The sequence below is a fragment of the Pseudomonas sp. CFBP2511 genome, assembly GCF_030209255.1.
GTDB lineage: Bacteria > Pseudomonadota > Gammaproteobacteria > Pseudomonadales > Pseudomonadaceae > Aquipseudomonas > Aquipseudomonas avellanae.
In genome coordinates this window covers 1-19,242 of record NZ_JARVSI010000035.1, presented here as the reverse complement: position 1 = coordinate 19,242, position 19,242 = coordinate 1, and the positions used below count along the sequence as shown (strand labels likewise).

The window sequence follows — 19,242 nt, the reverse complement described above, 5'->3', positions numbered from 1 at the left end:
AGAACCCTTATCGTTTACCATGCCGGCCGTCGGTTTCCGAGAGGAACTAACAGGGAATTCGCCAGCTTTGTTTCAAAGGCCAAAACGAAACTGCCCCCGCAACTGTAGGCATCGAGCCTGCTCCAAGACTGCCACTGGATTCAGATCCGGGAAGGCCGGAGCATGGTGATGACATGCCAGTCAGGAGACCTGCCGACCCGATTCAACCAACTAACCGGCGGGGTGTCCGGGAAGGACATCCGCACGCGTCGGCACCTTTTGCCGTGCCCGGTCATCTGCCGGGGATGTGTTTCCTGATGTGCATTGCGCCTTGGCACCTGCTCCAATGGAGACCGCATTTCATGTCGCTGCCCCGCCTCGCCGCAATCGCCGCCTGCCTGACGTTGTCTACCCTGACGTTCGCCGCCCCCACGCAGTATCCGCTGACCGTGGAAAACTGCGGCTCAACCCTGACGTTCGCGCATGCACCGACCAAAGCCGTGACCATTGGCCAGGCGGGCACTGAAATGCTCTATGAACTGGGGTTGGGCGACAAGCTGGTCGGCACCTCGCTGTGGTTCAACAACGTGCTGCCGCGCTTCAAGGCACAAAACGACAAGGTGGAGCGCCTGGCCGATAACGAACCGGGTTTTGAGGCGGTGATCGGCAAACGTCCCGAACTGGTGGTCGTGCAGCTGGAATGGATGGTCGGCAAACAGGGCGCAGTCGGTACCCGCGAGCAGTTTCATGATCTGAAAATCCCCACGTACATTCTGCCGTCCGATTGCGAAGGCAAAGACAACCTGGTCGGCGCCGATGGCACCCGCCTGGAGCCGTTTCGCATCGAGACCATCTACAAGAGCATCGAACAACTGGCGCAGGTTTTCGATGTGCAGGATCGCGGCGACGCATTGGTCGCGCAGCTGAAAACGCGCCTGAGCGCAGCGATTGCCAACGTCAGACAGAACAAGGCTAACGATGTGTCTGCGCTGTTCTGGTTTTCCAGCTCCGAGATCGCCAGCGATCCTTTTGTAGCAGGCCGCAAAGGCATCCCGGACTTCATGCTCAACAGCCTGGGCATGCGCAACATCGTCCAGTCCGACGAAGAATGGCCAACCGTGGGCTGGGAAACCATTGCCAAGGCCAACCCGAGCATTCTGGTGATTGCACGCATGGACCGTCGCCGCTTTCCGGCCGACGACTACCTGAAGAAGATCGCCTTCCTCAAGAGCGACCCGGTGACGCGCAACATGGACGCGGTCAAGCATGACCGGATCGTGATCATCGACGCCGAGGGCATGCAGGCAGGTCTGCGCCTGTTCACCGGGTTCGAAGAACTGGCCGACGCCGCCAACCGTTTCAACGCCGCACGATGAGACTGCCTGTGGCGCTGGGCCATCTGCTCTGGGTTGCAGCCATCCTGGTGCTGGCAATCATGGTCGGCGCGGCGATTGGTGAAACCTCGATCAGCCTCGACGTGGTTTTTCAGGTGCTGGCCAACAAACTCTGGGCGGCCGGTTATGTGCTGGACCCTATCGACGAAGGCATCGTCTGGAATTACCGGCTGACCCGGGCCATCGTCGCGGCAGCCTGCGGAGCCGGCCTGGCGATTTGCGGCGTGGTGCTGCAATCATTGCTGCGCAACCCGCTGGCCGACCCTTATTTGCTGGGGATTTCCGCCGGGGCCTCGACCGGCGCGGTGCTGGTGGCCATTCTGGGCTTTGGCGCGGGGGCGATTTCCATGTCGGTCGGCGCGTTCGCCGGGGCCGTAGCGGCGTTTTCACTGGTCGCCCTGCTCGCACATTCCTCACGGGGCACCACAGCGTCGGTGCAGATCATTCTGGCGGGTATCGCCGGTTCACAACTGTTCAACGCGCTGACCTCGTTCATGATCACCAAATCCGCCAGTTCCGAACAGGCTCGCGGCATCATGTTCTGGTTGCTGGGCAACCTCAGCGGGGTGCGCTGGCACTCGGTGTGGCTGGCGGTGCCGACGGTGCTGGCCGGTTTGCTGGTGTGCCTTTGGTACAGGCGCGCGCTGGATGCCTTCACGTTCGGCAGCGACTCGGCCGCGTCGCTCGGCATTGCGGTGCGACGTGTGCAGATCATCCTGATCGCCACGGCAGCGCTGGTGACGGCGGTGATGGTGTCGATTGTCGGCTCCATCGGTTTTGTCGGGCTGGTGATTCCGCATGCGGTGCGCATGCTGGTCGGCGTGCGTCACGCGCGGCTGGTGCCGCTGAGCGCACTGAGCGGCGCGCTATTTCTGATCGCTGCGGATATCCTTTCGCGCACGATGATCAAAGGCCAGGCGCTGCCGATCGGGGTGATTACTGCGCTGATCGGCGCGCCGGTCTTCGCCTTGATTCTTGTCCGGGGCAACAGCACGCGATGAACGAGTTTGCGCAGTCGCCCCGCTCTTGCGTACTCGGTTGCTCCGGGCTCGGCTATTCGGTGCGTGGCACGCCCCTGCTGAGCGATGTCGATCTGAGCATTGCCACAGGCGAGACACTCGCGGTGGTCGGCCCTAATGGTTCGGGCAAATCCACCCTGCTCAAGCTGCTGGCTGGCATTCAGAAGCCGGGCAGCGGCGCGGTCAGGCTGGGTGAGCAGGCACTCGCCGCGATGAGCCGCAGAGACGTGGCACGCCTGTTGGCGGTGGTCGAGCAGCAGGCCGAAACCAGCGACGCGGTGACCGTGCTCGACGCCGTCGAACTGGGCCGCACGCCCTGGCTGTCGGCACTGGAGCCGTGGAGCGCGAATGACGACGCCATCGTGCGTCAGGCCTTGCAGGATGTGGACATGCTGCACATGCAAAAACGGGCCTGGCACACCCTGTCCGGGGGCGAGCGGCAACGTGTGCACATCGCCCGAGCGCTGGCACAACGGCCGCAAATTCTGCTGCTGGATGAGCCGACCAATCATCTGGACATCCAGCATCAGCTCACTATTCTCGGCCTGGTCAGGGCTTTGCCGGTGACCACGGTGATTGCCCTGCATGACCTGAATCAGGCACTGGACTGCGACCGTGTCGCCGTTATGGAAAAAGGCCGACTGGTGGCGCTGGGCACGCCGGTCGAGGTACTGACGCCCGAGCGCCTGCTGAGCACCTTCGGCGTCGTGGCGCACTGGCTGACCGACCCCTTCGATGGCGCGAAAATCCTGCGTTTGCGCTCGCGCTGAGGCAGCGCCGGTGGTCAGTCCATGACCTGCGCAAACCGGCAACAGGTGCGCCGCGCGGCCGGTGGCACTACAATGCGCGCTTTGCCCGCTGCCGGATCCCGTTGCCATGTCGTTACCCAAGCACCACCTGGAATTGCTCAGCCCTGCCCGGGATGTGACCATCGCCCGCGAAGCCATCCTGCATGGCGCCGACGCGGTATACATCGGCGGGCCGAGCTTTGGTGCGCGACACAACGCCTGCAACGAGGTCAGCGATATCGCCGAACTGGTGAAATTTGCCCATCGCTACCACGCGCGAATCTTCACCACGATCAACACCATCCTGCATGACGACGAGCTGGAACCGGCGCGCAAGCTGATCCATCAGCTCTACGATGCAGGTGTCGATGCGCTGATCGTCCAAGACCTCGGGGTCATGGAGCTGGACATTCCGCCCATCGAGCTGCACGCCAGCACGCAGACCGATATTCGCACCCTGGGCCGGGCGAAGTTTCTTGATCAGGCCGGTTTCTCGCAACTGGTGCTGGCCCGCGAGCTGAACCTGCAGGAAATTCGTGACATCGCCCGTGAAACCGACGCGGCCATCGAGTTCTTCATCCACGGCGCACTGTGTGTGGCGTTCTCCGGGCAGTGCAACATTTCCCATGCGCAAAATGGCCGCAGCGCCAACCGTGGCGACTGCTCGCAAGCCTGCCGCCTGCCGTACACGCTCAAGGATGATCAGGGCCGAGTCGTCGCTTTCGAAAAACACCTGCTGTCGATGAAAGACAACAACCAGAGCGCCAACCTGGGCGATCTGGTGGACGCTGGCGTGCGCTCGTTCAAGATCGAAGGTCGCTATAAAGACGCAGGCTACGTCAAAAACATTACCGCCTATTACCGTCAGCGTCTGGACGAGATTCTTGAAGACCGCCCGGACCTGGCGCGCGCCTCCAGCGGCCGCACCGCGCATTTTTTCGTGCCCGACCCGGAGAAGACCTTTCACCGTGGCAGCACCGATTACTTTGTCAGCGACCGCAAGATCGACATCGGCGCATTCGATACGCCGACGTTTACCGGCTTGGCAGTCGGCACCGTCGAGAAACTCGGCAAGCGTGACCTGATCGCTGTCACCCATGAGCCGCTGTCCAATGGCGACGGCCTCAATGTGCAGATCAAGCGTGAAGTGGTGGGCTTCCGGGCCAATATCTGCGAGCTCAAAGGCGAGTTTGAAGAAGAAGGCGAGAAGCGCTGGCGCTACCGAGTAGAGCCCAACGAGATGCCGGCGGCACTCTCCCGCCTGCGCCCCAACCATCCGCTGAACCGTAACCTGGATCACAACTGGCAGCAGGCGTTGCTCAAGACCTCAGCCGAGCGCCGCATCGGCATTCAGTGGCAGGTTACGTTGCGTGAAGATCACTTGAGCCTTAACGCGACCAGTGAAGAAGGCGTGAGCGTGACGGTCGGCCTGGACGGCCCGTTCGGTGCAGCCAACAAGCCCGAGCAGGCGCTGGATCAGTTGCGTGATCTGCTCATCCAGCTAGGCACCACGATCTACCATGCTCAGGATGTGGAACTGGATGCGCATCAAGCGTTTTTCGTGCCCAATTCGCAACTCAAGGCACTGCGCCGCGATGCCATCGAGGCGCTGACCGAGGCGCGCATACAGGCTCACCCGCGCGGTGGACGCAAGGCAGAAACCACCCCGCCACCGGTTTACCCTGATTCGCACCTGTCGTTTCTGGCCAACGTTTACAACCAGAAAGCTCGCGACTTCTACCACCGCCACGGCGTGCAGTTGATCGATGCGGCTTACGAAGCGCATGAGGAAACCGGCGAGGTGCCGGTGATGATCACCAAGCATTGTCTGCGCTTCTCGTTCAACCTGTGCCCGAAACAGGCAAAAGGCGTGACCGGCGTGCGCACCAAGGTCGCGCCCATGCAGTTGGTGCAGGGTGACGAAGTGCTGACCCTGAAGTTCGACTGCAAGCCGTGTGAAATGCACGTGATCGGCAAGATGAAGGGCCACATCCTCGACCTGCCATTGCCCGGCAGCGCTGCGGCCAAATCGGTAGTCGGCCACATCACCCCGGAAGACCTGCTCAAGACTGCCCGCCAGCGTCATCCGCGCTGATCTTGCAATAAAGGGGCTGGTTCACTACGCGCCCCCCATACCCTTTCTACAGCACGCGTTCCATATGCGTCGTGTTCCACAGCGGATCGCTTTCCACATCGGTGACGGCAAAGCCCTGTTTTTCCCAGAAGCGAATAGCACCGGGTAGAAACGGGTGGGTGTGCAGGTACAGCACTTCTATTGCGCCCGCAGCGGCATGCGCCCAAAGCGCCTGACATAGCTGACTGGCCAGGCCGTCGCCGCGAAACTCTGGCGTGACATAAAGGCGCACGATCTCGACGGTCCGGCGCCCTGTGTAGTCGAGTTGCGCAAAACGGTGGTCGTAAGGCAGGTAGCCGACTGCTGCGATGATCCGCTCGTCACAGCGGGCAATCAGAAATTTTCCGTCCTTGCCACTCAGGTAAACCTGTTCGAAACCGGCCAGATCAGGGGGTACGGTGATGGCGTCGAGCAACGGAAAAATCTCGGCACGGGCACGCATGACGAAGTCGACGGTTTGCGGGATATCAGCGGGGGGCACTTCGGTGATGGTGATGTTCATGGCAACTGACTTGGCTGGGGGGCGCAGAGTAATACAAATGTTGCGCCAGGCATGAGTGAGCCGGCCGATTCGCGTGCCGGTGCTGGAGCGTGAGGAACAATAATCTCGACTATCGTGCGACGCTCCGCGTCGCATGCAGTTCTGGACGCTCTGCGTCCGATCTTGAGTGTGCGGCGCAACCATGTAACGGTTCTGCTATGTCAGTTGTATGTGTTCCGACTCAAGTCACCTTTTCGCCCCTCGGCGACTGACTTTGAAGGATCAAAGCAAGCAAAATCCCGGCTCCGTTTCCGGCCCGACTTCGTCGGGTTCCTTCGCCCTGACGCTGAGCGTCACAACCTGAATCACCACGCGAAGCATTATCTCGACCGCATTTGAGACAGCGAACAGGTCATACGCACCAATCCAGGGCAATACCGGAGCGGACTGTCCAGGCATATTACCCCGCAAACACCCCGACAACGCAGCCAGGCGGCCCCAGCCACAAACTGGCACAACCTCTGCATGACTCGACATAACCCTACCCTGAATGTGGTCGGGCTTGCTCCGGTTGATCGATGTCGATCGCCAGTCTCGTAGAGGCCAGAGGGCTATTGAGGTGCATCCGGCAACGTCGCTCGATGGCGCTCAGAAACTCCACTAAGAGAACAGGCAAAGGCGCCTGGGACCGAAAGGTTCCGGGCGCCTTTTTTTTGCTTCAAAAAACCTGATTGGCCTTGGCCGGGACTCGCTATGAACACCACAGTCTTCCCCCGCACCGATGTAAAAACCCTGATCGTCGTCGGCAATGGCATGGTCGGTCATCATTGCGTCGAGCAGTTGATCGAAGGCGGCGCGCTTGAGCATTATCGTATTCACGTTTTCGGCGAGGAGTCTCAGCGTGCCTATGATCGTGTGCACCTGTCCGAGTATTTCACCGGGCGCGACGCCGAATCGCTGGCCATGAGTGAAATGGCCTTGTATGAGCAAGCCGGCCTCACCTTGCACCTGGGCGTACCGGTGCTGGAGATCGACCGTGGCCGTCACGAGATCATTACCGCAGAAGGCTGTTTCTGTTACGACAAACTGATCCTGGCCACCGGTTCCTATCCGTTCGTGCCGCCTATCGAAGGCGCGCAGGGTAATTCCCGGCTGGTCTACCGCACCCTCGAAGACCTGGACACCATTCGTTACGCCGCCTCTAAAGCAAAACGCGGCGTGGTGGTTGGTGGTGGCTTGCTGGGGCTGGAGGCGGCCAATGCGTTGAAGTCACTCGGCCTTGAAGCCCATGTCGTCGAATTTGCCCCGCGCCTGATGCCGGTGCAGCTGGACGAGCACGGCGGTGCCGCGCTGAAAGCGCGCATCGAAGCGTTGGGGGTCGGTGTGCATCTGTCCCGCGCCACGCAATCGATCAGCGACGGCAAGCAATATCGCTATCGGATGAATTTTGCCAACGACGAATTTCTGGAAACCGATCTGATCGTGTTTTCCGCCGGTATTCGTCCGCAGGATTCGCTGGCCCGGCAGTGCGCGCTGGAACTCGGCCCGCGCGGCGGTGTTGCCATCGACGAACACTGCCGCACCAGCGACGCCGATATCTATGCAATTGGCGAATGCGCGGCCTGGAACGGCAGTGTGTTCGGTCTGGTTGCCCCCGGCTATCAGATGGCCCGTGGCGTGGCAGCGCAGTTGTGCGGAAAAGAAACCGACGCGTTCTTCGGCGCCGACATGTCCACCAAGCTCAAACTGCTGGGCGTAGACGTGGGCTCTATCGGTGATGCGCACGGTGCGCTGGCCGGGGCCGTAAGCTATCGCTTTATCGACGAGGCCAGCGGCAGTTACAGGCGCCTGGTGGTGTCGGCCGACGGCAAGCAGGTGCTCGGCGCTGTGCTGGTCGGCGACAACAGTTATTACGACACACTGCTGCAGTACGCGCAGAACGGCATCACCCTGCCAGCCGACCCGTCTAGCCTGATCCTGCCGCGTGGCGAAGGTGCGCCGACGCTGGGCGCCGATGCCCTGCCCGCCACAGCGACCATCTGTTCCTGTCATAACGTCAGCAAAGGCTCGATCTGTTCAGCCATCGACAATGGCTGCACCGACCTGGCCGGGATCAAGGCCTGCACCAAGGCCGCCACCGGTTGCGGCGGCTGTACGGCGCTGCTCAAGCAGGTGTTCGAACATGAACTGATTGCCCGTGGCGTGGCGGTGGACAAGAGCCTCTGCGAACACTTCGCCTACACCCGCCAGGAGTTGTACTCGATCGTGCGCGTCGAAGGCATCGAAAGCTTCGATGAACTGCTGGATCGGCACGGCAAGGGCGCGCATGGCTGCGACATCTGCAAGCCTGCGGTCGGCTCGATTCTCGCCTCATGCTGGAACCGTCCGATCACCGAGCCTTCGCTGGTGCCATTGCAGGACACCAACGACACGTTCATGGCCAACATGCAGAAAAACGGCACTTACTCGGTCGTGCCGCGCATTCCAGGTGGCGAAATCACCCCCGACGGGTTGATCGCGATTGGCGCGGTGGCCAAGAAATACGACCTGTACACCAAGATCACCGGCGGCCAGCGTATCGATCTGTTTGGCGCGCAATTGCACGAGTTGCCAGACATCTGGAGCGAGTTGATCGCCGCCGGTTTCGAGACCGGGCATGCCTACGGTAAATCGACCCGCACGGTGAAGTCCTGCGTCGGCAGCACCTGGTGCCGCTATGGCGTGCAGGACAGCGTCGCCATGGCGTTACGCATCGAAGATCGTTACAAGGGCCTGCGTTCGCCACACAAACTCAAGTTCGCAGTGTCCGGCTGCACCCGCGAATGCGCCGAAGCACAGAGCAAGGACGTTGGTGTGATCGCCACCGAGAATGGCTGGAACCTGTACCTGTGCGGCAACGGCGGCATGCGCCCGCGCCACGCCGAGCTGTTCGCCACTGATCTGGATGACGAGACCCTGATCCGTTACATCGACCGCTTCCTGATGCTCTACATCCGCACCGCCGACAAGCTGCAGCGCACCTCGGTGTGGCGAGAAACACTGGAAGGTGGCCTGGACTACCTCAAAGCGGTGATTCTCGATGACAGCCTGGGCCTGGCAGCCGAGCTTGAATCGCAGATGCAACTGGTGGTGGATCGCTACGAGTGCGAGTGGGCCAATGCCCTCAAGGACCCGGAAAAACTCAAGCGCTTCCGCACCTTCGTCAACGACGGGCGCAGCGACCCCGACGTGCACTTCGTCAAGGAACGCGCTCAGCGTCGCCCGGCAAAACCTGAAGAACTGGCGCTTATTCCGTTGTTCAAGGAGGTGGTGTAATGAATTCGCCTGAAACAACGTGGACTGAAGAAAACAGCTCTTGCGCGCTGCATCTGCACTGGTATGCCCTGTGTGAGCGCAAGGACCTGGTCGCCAATTCCGGCGTGGTGGCCTGGCTGGACGGGAAACAGATAGCGCTGTTCTATCTACCTGACACAGCGCAAGGAGAGCAATTGTTTGCCATCGACAACCGCGACCCGAAATCCGGTGCGAATGTGATCGGACGTGGGCTGACTGGCCAGATTGCGGGTGAGCTGGTTATTGCCTCGCCGCTGTACAAGCAGCATTTTCGCCTGCACGACGGCAGTTGCATCGAGTACCCGGAACAGCGCCTGGAAGTCTGGCCGGTGCGCCTGAACGGCGAACGGGTGGAAATTGCGGTCTAGGGTCTGATCGGCAACCTGATCACTGAAAGATCAGGTTGTCGCGTGGCTGCCAGCGGCTTACTTGAGTTCAGACACCAGCGATGTGTTGAAGCCCGCCGGGTCTTCCATTTGTGGAGCATGACCCATGCCCTTGAACTCGACGAGCCTGGCGCCCGGAATCATCTGCGCGACCTGCTTGCCCAGCACCTTGTACTGACCGATTCTGGCCTTGACCTCCGGCGGCGCGATGTCGCTGCCGATGGCCGTTGTATCCGCATCGCCGATCATCAACACGGTCGGCACCTGCAACTTTGCAAACTCGTAGAACACCGGCTGGGTGAAAATCATGTCGTAGATCAGCGCCGAGTTCCAGGCAACGATCTTGTGCCCCGGCCCCTTGTTCAGACCGGCCAGCATATCCACCCATTTGTCATACTCGGGCTTCCAGCGGCCGTCGTAATAGGTCTTCTGCTCGTAGGCGCGAATGCCCTCGGCGGTGGTTTTCAGCTCGCGTTCGTACCATTGATCGATACTGCGATAGGGCACGCCGAGCGCCTTCCAGTCCTCCAGCCCGATCGGGTTGACCATCACCAGTTTTTCGGTCTGTTTCGGGTACATCAGTGCGTAGCGTGTGGCCAGCATGCCGCCAGTGGAATGGCCGACAACCGAGGCCTTGTCGACACCCAGTTTCTCAAGCAGCGCGTGGGTGTTCATCGACAGTTGCTGGAAGCTGTACTGATAGTGCTCGGGTTTGGTCGAGGTGCAGAAGCCGATCTGATCGGGTGCCACAACCCTGTAGCCCGCAGCACTCAACCCCTTGATGGTGTCTTCCCAGGTGGCGGCGCAGAAGTTCTTGCCATGCATCAGCACCGCAGTGCGACCATTGGCCTTGCCGGTGGGTTTGACATCCATGTAGCCCATTTCCAGAGACTGGCCCTGCGACTCGAACGGGAATTTCAGGAGCGGATGAGGATAATCGAAGCCTTCCAGTTGCTGACCGTAGCTGGGCGTTTCAGCCAGCGCCGTGGCTGACAGCGTCAGAGACATCAACACACCGGCAATCTTTGCAGCCCGCATAAGGGGCACCTCCTGTAAATGGAATCAAATGCTCGAACCGCCGGACCGCTGGCGGCAGACCTGCAAGTAGACCCTGTTTCCCACAACAGATTCGCCCTTTTCCTACTGACGAACCGTAAGCAGACGTTTCGTCGCTCAACTGCAACGACGGCCAAGGCAAAACGCTGGACGCCTGCTGCTGCGCTTGCCTAGACTTAGCCGTCTGTTAAGGGCCGTCGTGGCCAGCAGGGCATGATGCCAAGGAATAGCAATGAATCGAAATGAGCTGCGCAAGGCCGACATCAATCTGATGGTCGTCTTCGAGACCTTGATGCAGGAACGTAACGTGACCCGCGCAGCGGAAAAGCTGTTCCTTGGCCAACCCACGATAAGCGCCGCCCTGAACCGCCTGCGCAACCTGCTCAATGACCCGCTGTTCATCCGGGTTGGCCATCGCATGGAGCCCACCGCCCGCGCCCACGAAATTCTCAAACACCTCACGCCCGCGCTGGACGCCATGTCCACGGCGCTGAGCCTGACCACCGATTTCGAGCCTTCGGTCAGCAAGATGACCTTCCGCATCGGCTTGAGCGATGACGTCGAATTCGGCTTGCTGCCAGCCATGCTCAAGGCCATCCGCGAGGAAGCGCCGGGGGTGGTGATTGTGGTCAAGCACGTCGATTACCTGAATATTTCCGAGGTGCTGATGTCCGGCGACATCACCGTCGGTGTCTGCCTGACCCGCGAGCTGCCGGCCAATGCCAAGCGCAAGACGCTGCGCAATGTGCAGCCGCGCCTGGTGCGGGCCGACAAGCCTTCCAGCCCCATGAGCATGGACGAATACTGCTCGCGCCCACACGTCGTGGTGTCGCATGTGGCGAGTGTCAGCAGCTTTGCGGATGAATGGCTTACCGCGCTGGGTCGCAAGCGCCAGGTGGTGTTGTCGGTACCACAGTTCGCCACCCTGCCCGCGCTGATGGCCGGCACTGACCTGATTTCGGGGTTGTCCGACTACGCGGCAAGCGCCATGAGTGCGCTGGGGCTGCTGTATGACGAGCCACTGCCCTTCCCTACGCCGGGGCTGGACCTGTCGATGACATGGCTGAGTGTGATGGACAGCGACCCTGCCGAGCGCTGGTTGCGCAGCAGGATCGAGGCATTCATGAGCGAGCGCCGGGAGGCACCCGCCCTGGCCGGTTGATCAGCCGAAACGACCGGTGATGTAATCTTCGGTCTGGGTCTTGGAGGGTTTGGTGAAGATGGTGTCAGTGTCGCCATGCTCGATCAGTTCGCCCATGAACATGAACGCCGTGTAGTCCGAGCAGCGCGCCGCCTGTTGCATGTTGTGGGTCACGATGATCACGGTGAACTGCTCTTTGAGCTCGGTGATCAGTTGTTCGATACGACCGGTCGAAATCGGATCGAGCGCGGAAGTCGGCTCATCCAGCAGCAACACCTGCGGGCGCAGCGCGATGGTACGGGCGATACACAGACGCTGCTGCTGACCGCCGGACAGACCGGTCGCGCTCTGTTTAAGCTTGTCCTTGACCTCATCCCACAATGCGGCACCACGCAGAGCTTGTTCGACGCGATCTTCCATTTCGCGGCGCGACAGTTTTTCGTGGTGCTTGATGGCGTAGGAAATGTTGTCGTAGATCGACATCGGGAACGGCACAGGCTTCTGGAACACCATGCCCACATGACTGCGCAGGCGGTTCATCGAGTAGCCCGGCGCCAGGATGTTCTCGCCATTGAGCAGCACTTCGCCGCGCGCTTCCTGTTTCGGGTACATCGCGTAGATACGGTTGAACACGCGCAGCAGGGTCGATTTACCGCAACCCGACGGGCCGATGATCGCAGTGATGCGCTTCTCGGGAATGGTCATGTCGATGGACTTCAACGACTTCTGGTTGTTGTAGAAAAACTCCAGACCGCGCACTTGGATCTTGGTTTTTTCGTTGGCCAGGGAAAGGTTGTTCATCAGGACGCCCTATTGCGCAGAAGAATTAAGCGAGACAGCAGACTCAGTATCAGTACGAACAGCGTCATGACCAGTGCACCGGCCCATGCGAGGGAATGCCAGTCTTCAAACGGGCTCATTGCGTACTGGAAAACCACCACCGGAACACTGGCGATTGGTTTGAGCAGATCGCTGCTCCAGAACTGGTTGCCGAAAGCGGTAAACAACAGCGGCGCGGTTTCGCCGGTGATACGTGCCAGCGCCAGCAGGACACCTGTGACCACGCCCGCCTTGGCGGCGCGCAGAACGATTTGCAGGGTCAGCTTCCATTGCGGCACACCCAGTGCCAGCGCAGCTTCACGCATGGTCGAGGGTTGCAGTTGCATCATTTCGTCGGTGGTGCGCACCACAACCGGGATGACCAGCAGCGCCAGCGCCAAGGCACCGGCCAGTGCCGAAAAGCCCACCTGATGGCCTGTGACCGCGTTGAGCGGCAACACCACAACGGTGTAAACGAACAGGCCGAGCACAATGGACGGTGCCGACAGCAGGATGTCGTTGATGAAGCGCACAGTGTTGCCCAACTTGGTGTAGCGGGCAAACTCGGCCAGCCAGATGCCGGCCATCAGGCCGATCGGTGTGCCGATCAGCAGGCCGATGCCGGACATCAGAACGCTGCCGTAGAACGCGTTGGCCAGACCACCCTCAGTGCCAGGTGGTGGCGTCATGCCGGTAAACAACTGCAGGTTGAGCGCATCGATGCCTTTGATGATAGTGGTCAGCAGGATCCAGACCAGCCACAACAGGCCAAACGCAGTGGCGCCACAACTGAGCACCATCGCAATCTTGTTCTTGAAATTGCGAGCCCGGTAAATACGCTCGCTGCCCGTCATGTCCTTACTCATAACCCCTCCTTACGCGAAAGGCGCGACAGCATCAGACGTGCAAGGGCCAGCACGATGAAGGTGACGATAAACAGCAGGAAGCCCAGTGCAATCAATGCCGAACGGTGCAAGTCGGTGTAGGCCTCGTTGAACTCGTTGGCGATCACCGAGGCAATGGAACTGCTCGGCATCATCAGCGATGCAGAGAACTGGTGGGCGTTACCCAGTACGAAGGTTACCGCCATGGTTTCGCCCAGCGCGCGTCCCAAACCGAGGAAAATGCCACCGACCACTGCCGAACGGGTGTAAGGCAGCACGATATCCCAGACCACTTCCCAGGTGGTGCCACCCAGTGCGTAAGCAGACTCCTTGAGCGCAACGGGCACGGTGCGGAAAACTTCCTGCATGACCGAGGTAATGAACGGGGTAATCATGATCGCCAGTACGATACCGGCGGTCAGCATGCCGATGCCCAATGGCGGGCCTTGGAACATCGGGCCGATCAGCGGCAGTGCGCCGAGGTTTTCGGTGATCCAGGGTGACAAGTGCTCAGCCATGAACGGGCCGAACACGAACAGCCCCCACATGCCGTAGATGATCGAAGGTATCCCTGCCAGCAATTCGATTGCAGAGGCAATCGGCATCCGCAACCAGGGCGGAGCCACTTCGGTCAGAAAGATCGCAATGCCGAAACTCACCGGAACGGCGATCAGCAAAGCCAGAAAAGAAGTCACCAGCGTGCCGTAAATCGGAACCAGTGCGCCAAACTTGCCGGCGTTCACGTCCCACTCGGTGCTGGTCAGAAACTCAAACCCGAAGGTCTGAAATGCCAGACTGCCGCCCCACAGGGTCGACAGGGCGATACAACCCAGCAAAGCAAGCACCAGCATCGCTGCGGCCTGCAATGAACGCTTGAACCACAGGTCATGACGATGATCCCGTTTGGCGCGTTTCTCGCCCTCGGACTCACCAGCGGAGACATTCGCGGACAGGTATTGGGTGTTTTCAGTCATGTTGAGGCCACTCGCAAGGAAAAGCCCCTGTCACCGAGCCGATATCGCGGCTGATGACAGGGGTGGTACGGGTTGAATCACTTACTTGGTGAATTCCGTTTTCCAGTAGTTCTCTACGCGATCAACCAGCGATTTCGGCAAAGCGACATAGTCCAGTTTCTCGGCCTGTTGCTGGCCGTTTTCCAGGGACCATTTGAAGAAGTCGAAAGCAGCAGCGCTTTTCTCTTCGTTCTTGGCTTTCTTGTACATGATGATCCAGGTGGTCGCGGTGATCGGCCACGCAGTATCACCCGGAGCGTTGGTCATGATCAGGTTGAAGTCCTTGGCATCTTCCCACTTGGCCGAGTCGGCAGCAGCAGCGAAAGCCTTGGCGTCTGGCTTGATGAATTTGCCGGCAGCGTTCTTCAACTGGGTGTAGGACAGCTTGTTGGTGACCGCGTACGAGTACTCGACGTAGCCGATCGAACCCTTGATCTGTTTCACGTAGGCAGAAACACCTTCGTTACCTTTACCGCCCACACCGGCAGGCCATTGCACGGTCGAACCAAACTTCAGCTTCTCGTTCCACTCCGGGCTGACTTTGCTCAGGTAGTTGGTGAAGTTGTAGGTAGTGCCCGAGCCGTCCGAACGGTGAACGACAGTGATCGCGGTCTCAGGCAGCTTGACGCCTGGGTTCAGAGCGACGATTGCAGGGTCGTTCCACTTCTTGACTTCGCCCATGAAGATCTTGGCAAGCAATGCGCCGTCCAGTTTCAACTCACCGCTTTCAACGCCTTCGACGTTGACGATCGGCACGATACCGCCGATCACGCTCGGGAACTGACCCAGGCCACCGGCTTGCAGGTCCTCAGCGGACATCGGGGCATCGGATGCGCCGAAGTCAACGGTAGCCGCCTTGATCTGAGCGATACCACCGCCCGAACCGATGGACTGGTAGTTGATGCGATTTTTGGAATCGTTGCTCTTGCTGTAGTCCTGGGACCACGCCGAAATAACCGGGAAAACGAAACTCGAACCAGCGCCGGTTACGTCAGTCGCGTGGGCCACACCGCTGAGGCACAGCGAAGCGATCAGAAGCGACAAGCGTTTTTTAGTCAGCAGTATCACGGTAATACCTCAGTCCAGGAGATTGTGTGGTGGCCCAGTTAAGGAGGCCCGAGGCGGATTTAAAACCTGAAATGTTGCTGTTTAATGACAATCAAACGAATCGTGTAGGACCGGGAACTTTTTTGGTGCTGTTTTTATGCGTTGACGGCAGCTATGAATCTGCTATCGCCTAGCGTTTACGGGGCAGTCACCACACCGCATGCTGAATAGCGTTATGCCACCCCTAAGGAAATGGCAGAACGCCACCTACGTTATAAAAGTGTAAGAAAGTGTGCATTTTAATAATCGACCTGAGCGACCTGTCGGTCACGTTATAGCCAAATAAGCTAAAAACCCGGTTCAAGTCGCCTGATCAGGCGCAATAAATCAGCGACTGCGCTAGCTGCGTTGCACGGCCAAAGACTCGCGGAGAAAATACCGTTCGTCGGGTTCAAGGGCACCTATGGCCACTGGCCAATGACCAATGTGGGTACTTTAAAATAACGGAGTAAACATCATGATCAAGACCAAACTGACTGCCCTCACCCTGGCTGGCCTGATGGCTGCTGTTTCAGGTGTCGCCTTCGCCGAGTCGACAACTACTACACCTGAAACGCCGATCAACAAGAACGCGACCAAACTGCCGGGCACCAACACCCAGCCAATGGACCGCACCTCGTCCGAAACTCCGGGCGCACAGACTGAAAGCAAGGAAGCGGCTGCTGAACGCTCGATGAAGCACGACAAGACTCATGGTAAGCACGACAAAAGCAACGTTACCGAGAAAACCAAGACTCAGTAACGCGGCAGCGCGAGCGGACAGGGACATGCCCTGCCCGCTGCTCGGTGACCCTCCTGTGTAGCACCCATTTCCGTGCTGACGCTCGATGGCTGTAGCAACCACACTCGTAGAGGTTTTCATCATGATGGATAAACGACTGGCAGCATTGAGTCTCGCAACACTGCTGGCGTGTGCCAGCGCCGGTGCCATGGCGGGCTCGACCGGCCCGACTCATCCAGACAGCGGCATGCAGCCGCTGCCGGGAACCGGTACCGGTATTGAAAAGAACGTCGACGGAACCAGCCCTGGCGCACCGGGTACCAGCCCCGGCACCAAAGGCATGGACCCGGAACCGGCTCGCAAAGGCGGCATGAATGGCCAGCCACATGATTCAAAAAAGGCGACTGACATGGGTCATGACGACGATCAGGACGACGACAAGGCGCCTTGATTGATCGACACTTCGACTTCGGGGCTTTCCATAGCCCATTGCACGTAACACACCTCCACCGGCATGCCATGCTCGGCACAGAAGTCCAGCCAGCGCAGTTGGTTGTCCTGGAGGCGATCACCTGGCCCCTTTACCTCAATCATTCGGTAACCGCGCTGCTCCGGGAAAAACTGGATCAGGTCGGGCATTCCTGTGCGATTAGCCTTGATGTCCTGCAGTAGACGCCGAAACCACAAACGCAGATGATCTGCCGGCAGGCAATGCAGCGCCTGCTCCAACAACTGCGGTGTCAGTGCCCCCCAGAATACGAAGGGTGATTGCAGGCCGGACTTGCTTTGGAAATGCTCGCGGATGGTTACCCGATAATCATTCGATTCCAGTTGCAGCAGGCACTCATCGAACAGCGCTGCCCGACGCTGGTAAAAATCCGGACTGTAAAGGTCGCTGGGGGCGCTGTGAAACGGATGAAAGAACGCACCCGGCAAGGGCGCAAAAATCGCCCGCCAGCACAACAGGCCAAACAGCGAATTGATCAGCGTGTTCTCGACGTAGTGCACTTCCCCGCCCTGCTGTTCTTCGAGGTGCAGACGTATCAGACGCTCGACGCTGGTTCCGGGTGATGGCGTGACCTGCACGTCCAGCCGCGAAACAACCCGCGCAGCCGGTCGACGCGCTGCGTTCAGGCCGAGCTTGCGTTGCAGGCGTGGCGTGACCCGTGACAGATGCTGAACCTCAGCGTCGCTCTCCGGTGCAAGCCCGGCCTGCTCCACCAGCGCCATCGCCTCGGTGTATTCGGCGTTGCGTTCCAGCACGCGAATTTGCCGCGAGCGCGCCCCCGGATAGTTGGACTGACGGTACACCGACAAGGCCAGCGGCCAGTCCTGCAAGCGCTCGGCTTGTTGCCCGATGCGGTACAACAGTTTAGCGCGGCGCATGTTCAGCCATGGGTTACTGCATTCGATGGCGATGGCGCGCTCGGCCAGCGTATGCAACTCGACGCAGCTTTCCAGCGCTTCCCGACAGGCGTGCAGTTGCAGGCAGACGTCGATGTCGTCGCGCTGGCTGATACCGCGCGAGTCGGCCGAAAACTCGACTTTTTCGTACCGATAGATACCCAGATCGGCCAGAACGAATTCCGACCATTCCTGATACAGATTGCCGAAATACAGCAATCGCAGGCGATCACAGAGCGGCATTATCTTCAGGCCGAACACTGCATCGGGTAGCAGCGGATGCCATTGTTCAAGCGGCTGCGCTGTTTCATACAACGGCTGCAGGCGCTCCAGCCATTCATGCTTGCGCTCCGGACCTTTGACGGCGTGGGCCTTGAAGCACTGGCTCAGCTCGTCCCGGCGCAGCAACTGGAACAGCTCGCTCAGGCCCAATGGCGGGCTGGTGTCGACCCAATCCTGTTGCAACAGCGGCAACACGGCCTGGTGGGGGTCACCGATCTCGGCATAACTCAGTTTACTGGCCCGAAACATCACGCCTTTGCGCATCACCATGCGTACCAGCAGGCCTTGGGCAGGCATTGGCAGACCAGCGAACTCGGTGATAAAGCGACGCTCGGACGCATCGAGCAGATCGTCGTAACGCTGCGCGATCCAGCCGAGCACCTGGCGGAAGTTTTCCAGGTAATAAAACGGGTTGTCGAGAGGTGAAGTATTCAAGGCCAGTGCCACACAGCATATAGACAGACCTGCCAAGGATACTGGTTATCCGTACAGATTCCAGCGCAAAACCCTTTGCTTGCCTGTCGGCCGATCAATGGCGCGTATCGTTGCCAGGCCATCAGTCGTAGTATTGGCGGGATATTGTTGGCAGCAGAGAGTCGGGTATGCAAGCGCCATTGGTTTATCTGGCTGGGTTCGACGTGTTTCGACCCGATGCGATCGAGTACGGTCGCTACCTCAAGGCGTTGTGCGCGGCGCATGGGCTTGAAGGGCTGTATCCGTTCGACAACGAGGTGACGCCGGGGCAAACGCCGCATGAAACCGCGCGGCAGATTTATGCGATGAATGTCGCGATGATTCAGCGCTGTTCTGCGGTGCTGGCCAATCTGAATGTGTTTCGCGGCCTGGAGCCGGACTCGGGCACTGCGTTTGAAGTGGGTATGGCTGTGGCGTTGAACAAGCCGGTGTGGGTGTACTTTGAGCCGGTGGCTTCGCTGCGCGAACTGGTCGTTCATGACGACAACGGTCTGGACCGGAACGGTTTTACGGTTGAGGACTTTGAGCTGCCGCGTAATCTGATGCTCGCCTGCAGTTGGGCGGGAACCAGTTCGACGGTGGAGCTTGGGGCTGAGGCGCTGGCGAAGTACTTGAGTGAGCGTGTTTGATTATTGTCGGTATTTAGACCTCTCATCGTTATCTCAACTATCGTGCGGCGCTCCGCGTCGCATGCCGTTCTGGACGCTCTGCGTCCTCTATGTGGCGCTTCGCGCCACACCAGGGTTCTACGATGTCAGCTAGATTGATGTAAGACTCAAGTCACCTTTTCGCCCCTCGGCGACTGACTTTGAAGGATCAAAGTAAGC

General features: G+C 59.6%; 17 protein-coding genes and 1 riboswitch. Of the genes, 10 read left to right on the top strand and 7 right to left on the bottom strand.

Going from position 1 to position 19,242, the window contains the following annotated elements; genetic code table 11:
• Positions 1-13 precede the first annotated feature (13 nt).
• Positions 14-211: riboswitch (cobalamin riboswitch) on the top strand.
• 130 nt (positions 212-341) lie between these two features.
• The 4 genes from QRN38_RS26175 to QRN38_RS26160 all read left to right on the top strand — a co-directional run bounded on the left by QRN38_RS26175 (position 342) and on the right by QRN38_RS26160 (position 5,275).
• Complete coding sequence (locus QRN38_RS26175; RefSeq protein ID WP_010207498.1) at positions 342-1,355, top strand: ABC transporter substrate-binding protein; 1,014 nt, start codon at positions 342-344, stop codon at positions 1,353-1,355.
• A complete protein-coding gene (locus tag QRN38_RS26170) occupies positions 1,352-2,374 on the top strand; it encodes a FecCD family ABC transporter permease (RefSeq protein ID WP_032710978.1) in 1,023 nt (340 codons plus the stop codon). Before QRN38_RS26175 ends, QRN38_RS26170 begins: the two co-directional genes overlap by 4 nt.
• Positions 2,371-3,162, top strand: coding sequence for an ABC transporter ATP-binding protein (locus QRN38_RS26165; RefSeq protein ID WP_044391621.1), 792 nt, complete (start codon positions 2,371-2,373; stop codon positions 3,160-3,162). Before QRN38_RS26170 ends, QRN38_RS26165 begins: the two co-directional genes overlap by 4 nt.
• 106 nt (positions 3,163-3,268) lie before the next feature.
• Positions 3,269-5,275, top strand: a complete 2,007-nt coding sequence (locus tag QRN38_RS26160) for a peptidase U32 family protein (RefSeq protein ID WP_057418241.1) — start codon at positions 3,269-3,271, stop codon at positions 5,273-5,275.
• Positions 5,276-5,321: 46 nt separating this feature from the next.
• On the opposite strand, the gene QRN38_RS26155 is transcribed toward QRN38_RS26160, so the two are convergent.
• The gene (locus QRN38_RS26155) at positions 5,322-5,816 is read right to left on the bottom strand and encodes a GNAT family N-acetyltransferase (RefSeq protein ID WP_054090463.1); all 495 of its coding nucleotides are present in this window, start codon (positions 5,814-5,816) and stop codon (positions 5,322-5,324) included.
• 732 nt (positions 5,817-6,548) lie between these two features.
• Between QRN38_RS26155 and nirB the strand changes: the two genes are divergently transcribed.
• Both nirB and nirD read left to right on the top strand, forming a co-directional pair.
• The gene (gene nirB / locus QRN38_RS26150) at positions 6,549-9,110 is read left to right on the top strand and encodes a nitrite reductase large subunit NirB (RefSeq protein ID WP_044391615.1); all 2,562 of its coding nucleotides are present in this window, start codon (positions 6,549-6,551) and stop codon (positions 9,108-9,110) included.
• Positions 9,110-9,496, top strand: coding sequence for a nitrite reductase small subunit NirD (nirD, locus tag QRN38_RS26145; protein WP_005770821.1), 387 nt, complete (start codon positions 9,110-9,112; stop codon positions 9,494-9,496). Before nirB ends, nirD begins: the two co-directional genes overlap by 1 nt.
• Before the next feature lie 57 nt (positions 9,497-9,553).
• On the opposite strand, the gene QRN38_RS26140 is transcribed toward nirD, so the two are convergent.
• The gene (locus tag QRN38_RS26140; protein ID WP_007245931.1) at positions 9,554-10,552 is read right to left on the bottom strand and encodes an alpha/beta fold hydrolase; all 999 of its coding nucleotides are present in this window, start codon (positions 10,550-10,552) and stop codon (positions 9,554-9,556) included.
• Between the two features lie 250 nt (positions 10,553-10,802).
• Here QRN38_RS26140 and QRN38_RS26135 point away from each other — a divergent pair, with 250 nt between their 5' ends.
• Positions 10,803-11,732, top strand: a complete 930-nt coding sequence (locus QRN38_RS26135) for a LysR family transcriptional regulator (protein ID WP_007245932.1) — start codon at positions 10,803-10,805, stop codon at positions 11,730-11,732.
• On the opposite strand, the gene pstB is transcribed toward QRN38_RS26135, so the two are convergent.
• The 4 genes from pstB to pstS form a co-directional block, all read right to left on the bottom strand.
• Positions 11,733-12,512, bottom strand: a complete 780-nt coding sequence (pstB, locus tag QRN38_RS26130; protein ID WP_002553918.1) for a phosphate ABC transporter ATP-binding protein PstB — start codon at positions 12,510-12,512, stop codon at positions 11,733-11,735. It lies immediately after the preceding gene.
• Positions 12,512-13,396 carry a phosphate ABC transporter permease PstA gene (gene pstA, locus QRN38_RS26125; protein WP_005618859.1) on the bottom strand — a complete coding sequence of 295 codons (885 nt, stop codon included), beginning with the start codon at positions 13,394-13,396 and terminating at the stop codon, positions 12,512-12,514. Before pstA ends, pstB begins: the two co-directional genes overlap by 1 nt.
• The gene (pstC, locus tag QRN38_RS26120) at positions 13,393-14,388 is read right to left on the bottom strand and encodes a phosphate ABC transporter permease subunit PstC (RefSeq protein WP_005770815.1); all 996 of its coding nucleotides are present in this window, start codon (positions 14,386-14,388) and stop codon (positions 13,393-13,395) included. Before pstC ends, pstA begins: the two co-directional genes overlap by 4 nt.
• Positions 14,389-14,469: 81 nt before the next feature.
• Positions 14,470-15,495, bottom strand: a complete 1,026-nt coding sequence (gene pstS / locus QRN38_RS26115) for a phosphate ABC transporter substrate-binding protein PstS (protein WP_005770813.1) — start codon at positions 15,493-15,495, stop codon at positions 14,470-14,472.
• 496 nt (positions 15,496-15,991) lie between these two features.
• Here pstS and QRN38_RS26110 point away from each other — a divergent pair, with 496 nt between their 5' ends.
• A complete protein-coding gene (locus QRN38_RS26110) occupies positions 15,992-16,276 on the top strand; it encodes a hypothetical protein (protein ID WP_005770811.1) in 285 nt (94 codons plus the stop codon).
• A gap of 121 nt (positions 16,277-16,397) precedes the next feature.
• On the top strand, positions 16,398-16,706 hold the full coding sequence (locus tag QRN38_RS26105; protein ID WP_010210992.1) for a hypothetical protein: 309 nt from the start codon (positions 16,398-16,400) through the stop codon (positions 16,704-16,706).
• Here the strand turns inward: QRN38_RS26105 and QRN38_RS26100 are convergent.
• Complete coding sequence (locus QRN38_RS26100) at positions 16,682-18,412, bottom strand: VRR-NUC domain-containing protein (RefSeq protein WP_057418243.1); 1,731 nt, start codon at positions 18,410-18,412, stop codon at positions 16,682-16,684. The genes QRN38_RS26105 and QRN38_RS26100 overlap by 25 nt on opposite strands.
• Before the next feature lie 131 nt (positions 18,413-18,543).
• Here QRN38_RS26100 and QRN38_RS26095 point away from each other — a divergent pair, with 131 nt between their 5' ends.
• Positions 18,544-19,044: a nucleoside 2-deoxyribosyltransferase gene (locus QRN38_RS26095; protein WP_024666330.1), complete on the top strand. Its 501-nt coding sequence runs from the start codon at positions 18,544-18,546 to the stop codon at positions 19,042-19,044.
• Positions 19,045-19,242: the final 198 nt, after the last annotated feature.

Excerpts from the sequence above, each read along its gene's own strand:
- QRN38_RS26175 (WP_010207498.1), top strand. The coding sequence starts at position 342 with ATGTCGCTGCCCCGCCTCGCCGCAATCGCCGCCTGCCTGACGTTGTCT.
- QRN38_RS26170 (WP_032710978.1), top strand. The coding sequence starts at position 1,352 with ATGAGACTGCCTGTGGCGCTGGGCCATCTGCTCTGGGTTGCAGCCATC.
- QRN38_RS26165 (WP_044391621.1), top strand. The coding sequence starts at position 2,371 with ATGAACGAGTTTGCGCAGTCGCCCCGCTCTTGCGTACTCGGTTGCTCC.
- QRN38_RS26160 (WP_057418241.1), top strand. The coding sequence starts at position 3,269 with ATGTCGTTACCCAAGCACCACCTGGAATTGCTCAGCCCTGCCCGGGAT.
- QRN38_RS26155 (WP_054090463.1), bottom strand. The coding sequence starts at position 5,816 with ATGAACATCACCATCACCGAAGTGCCCCCCGCTGATATCCCGCAAACC.
- nirB (WP_044391615.1), top strand. The coding sequence starts at position 6,549 with ATGAACACCACAGTCTTCCCCCGCACCGATGTAAAAACCCTGATCGTC.
- nirD (WP_005770821.1), top strand. The coding sequence starts at position 9,110 with ATGAATTCGCCTGAAACAACGTGGACTGAAGAAAACAGCTCTTGCGCG.
- QRN38_RS26140 (WP_007245931.1), bottom strand. The coding sequence starts at position 10,552 with ATGCGGGCTGCAAAGATTGCCGGTGTGTTGATGTCTCTGACGCTGTCA.
- QRN38_RS26135 (WP_007245932.1), top strand. The coding sequence starts at position 10,803 with ATGAATCGAAATGAGCTGCGCAAGGCCGACATCAATCTGATGGTCGTC.
- pstB (WP_002553918.1), bottom strand. The coding sequence starts at position 12,512 with ATGAACAACCTTTCCCTGGCCAACGAAAAAACCAAGATCCAAGTGCGC.
- pstA (WP_005618859.1), bottom strand. The coding sequence starts at position 13,396 with ATGAGTAAGGACATGACGGGCAGCGAGCGTATTTACCGGGCTCGCAAT.
- pstC (WP_005770815.1), bottom strand. The coding sequence starts at position 14,388 with ATGACTGAAAACACCCAATACCTGTCCGCGAATGTCTCCGCTGGTGAG.
- QRN38_RS26110 (WP_005770811.1), top strand. The coding sequence starts at position 15,992 with ATGATCAAGACCAAACTGACTGCCCTCACCCTGGCTGGCCTGATGGCT.
- QRN38_RS26105 (WP_010210992.1), top strand. The coding sequence starts at position 16,398 with ATGATGGATAAACGACTGGCAGCATTGAGTCTCGCAACACTGCTGGCG.
- QRN38_RS26095 (WP_024666330.1), top strand. The coding sequence starts at position 18,544 with ATGCAAGCGCCATTGGTTTATCTGGCTGGGTTCGACGTGTTTCGACCC.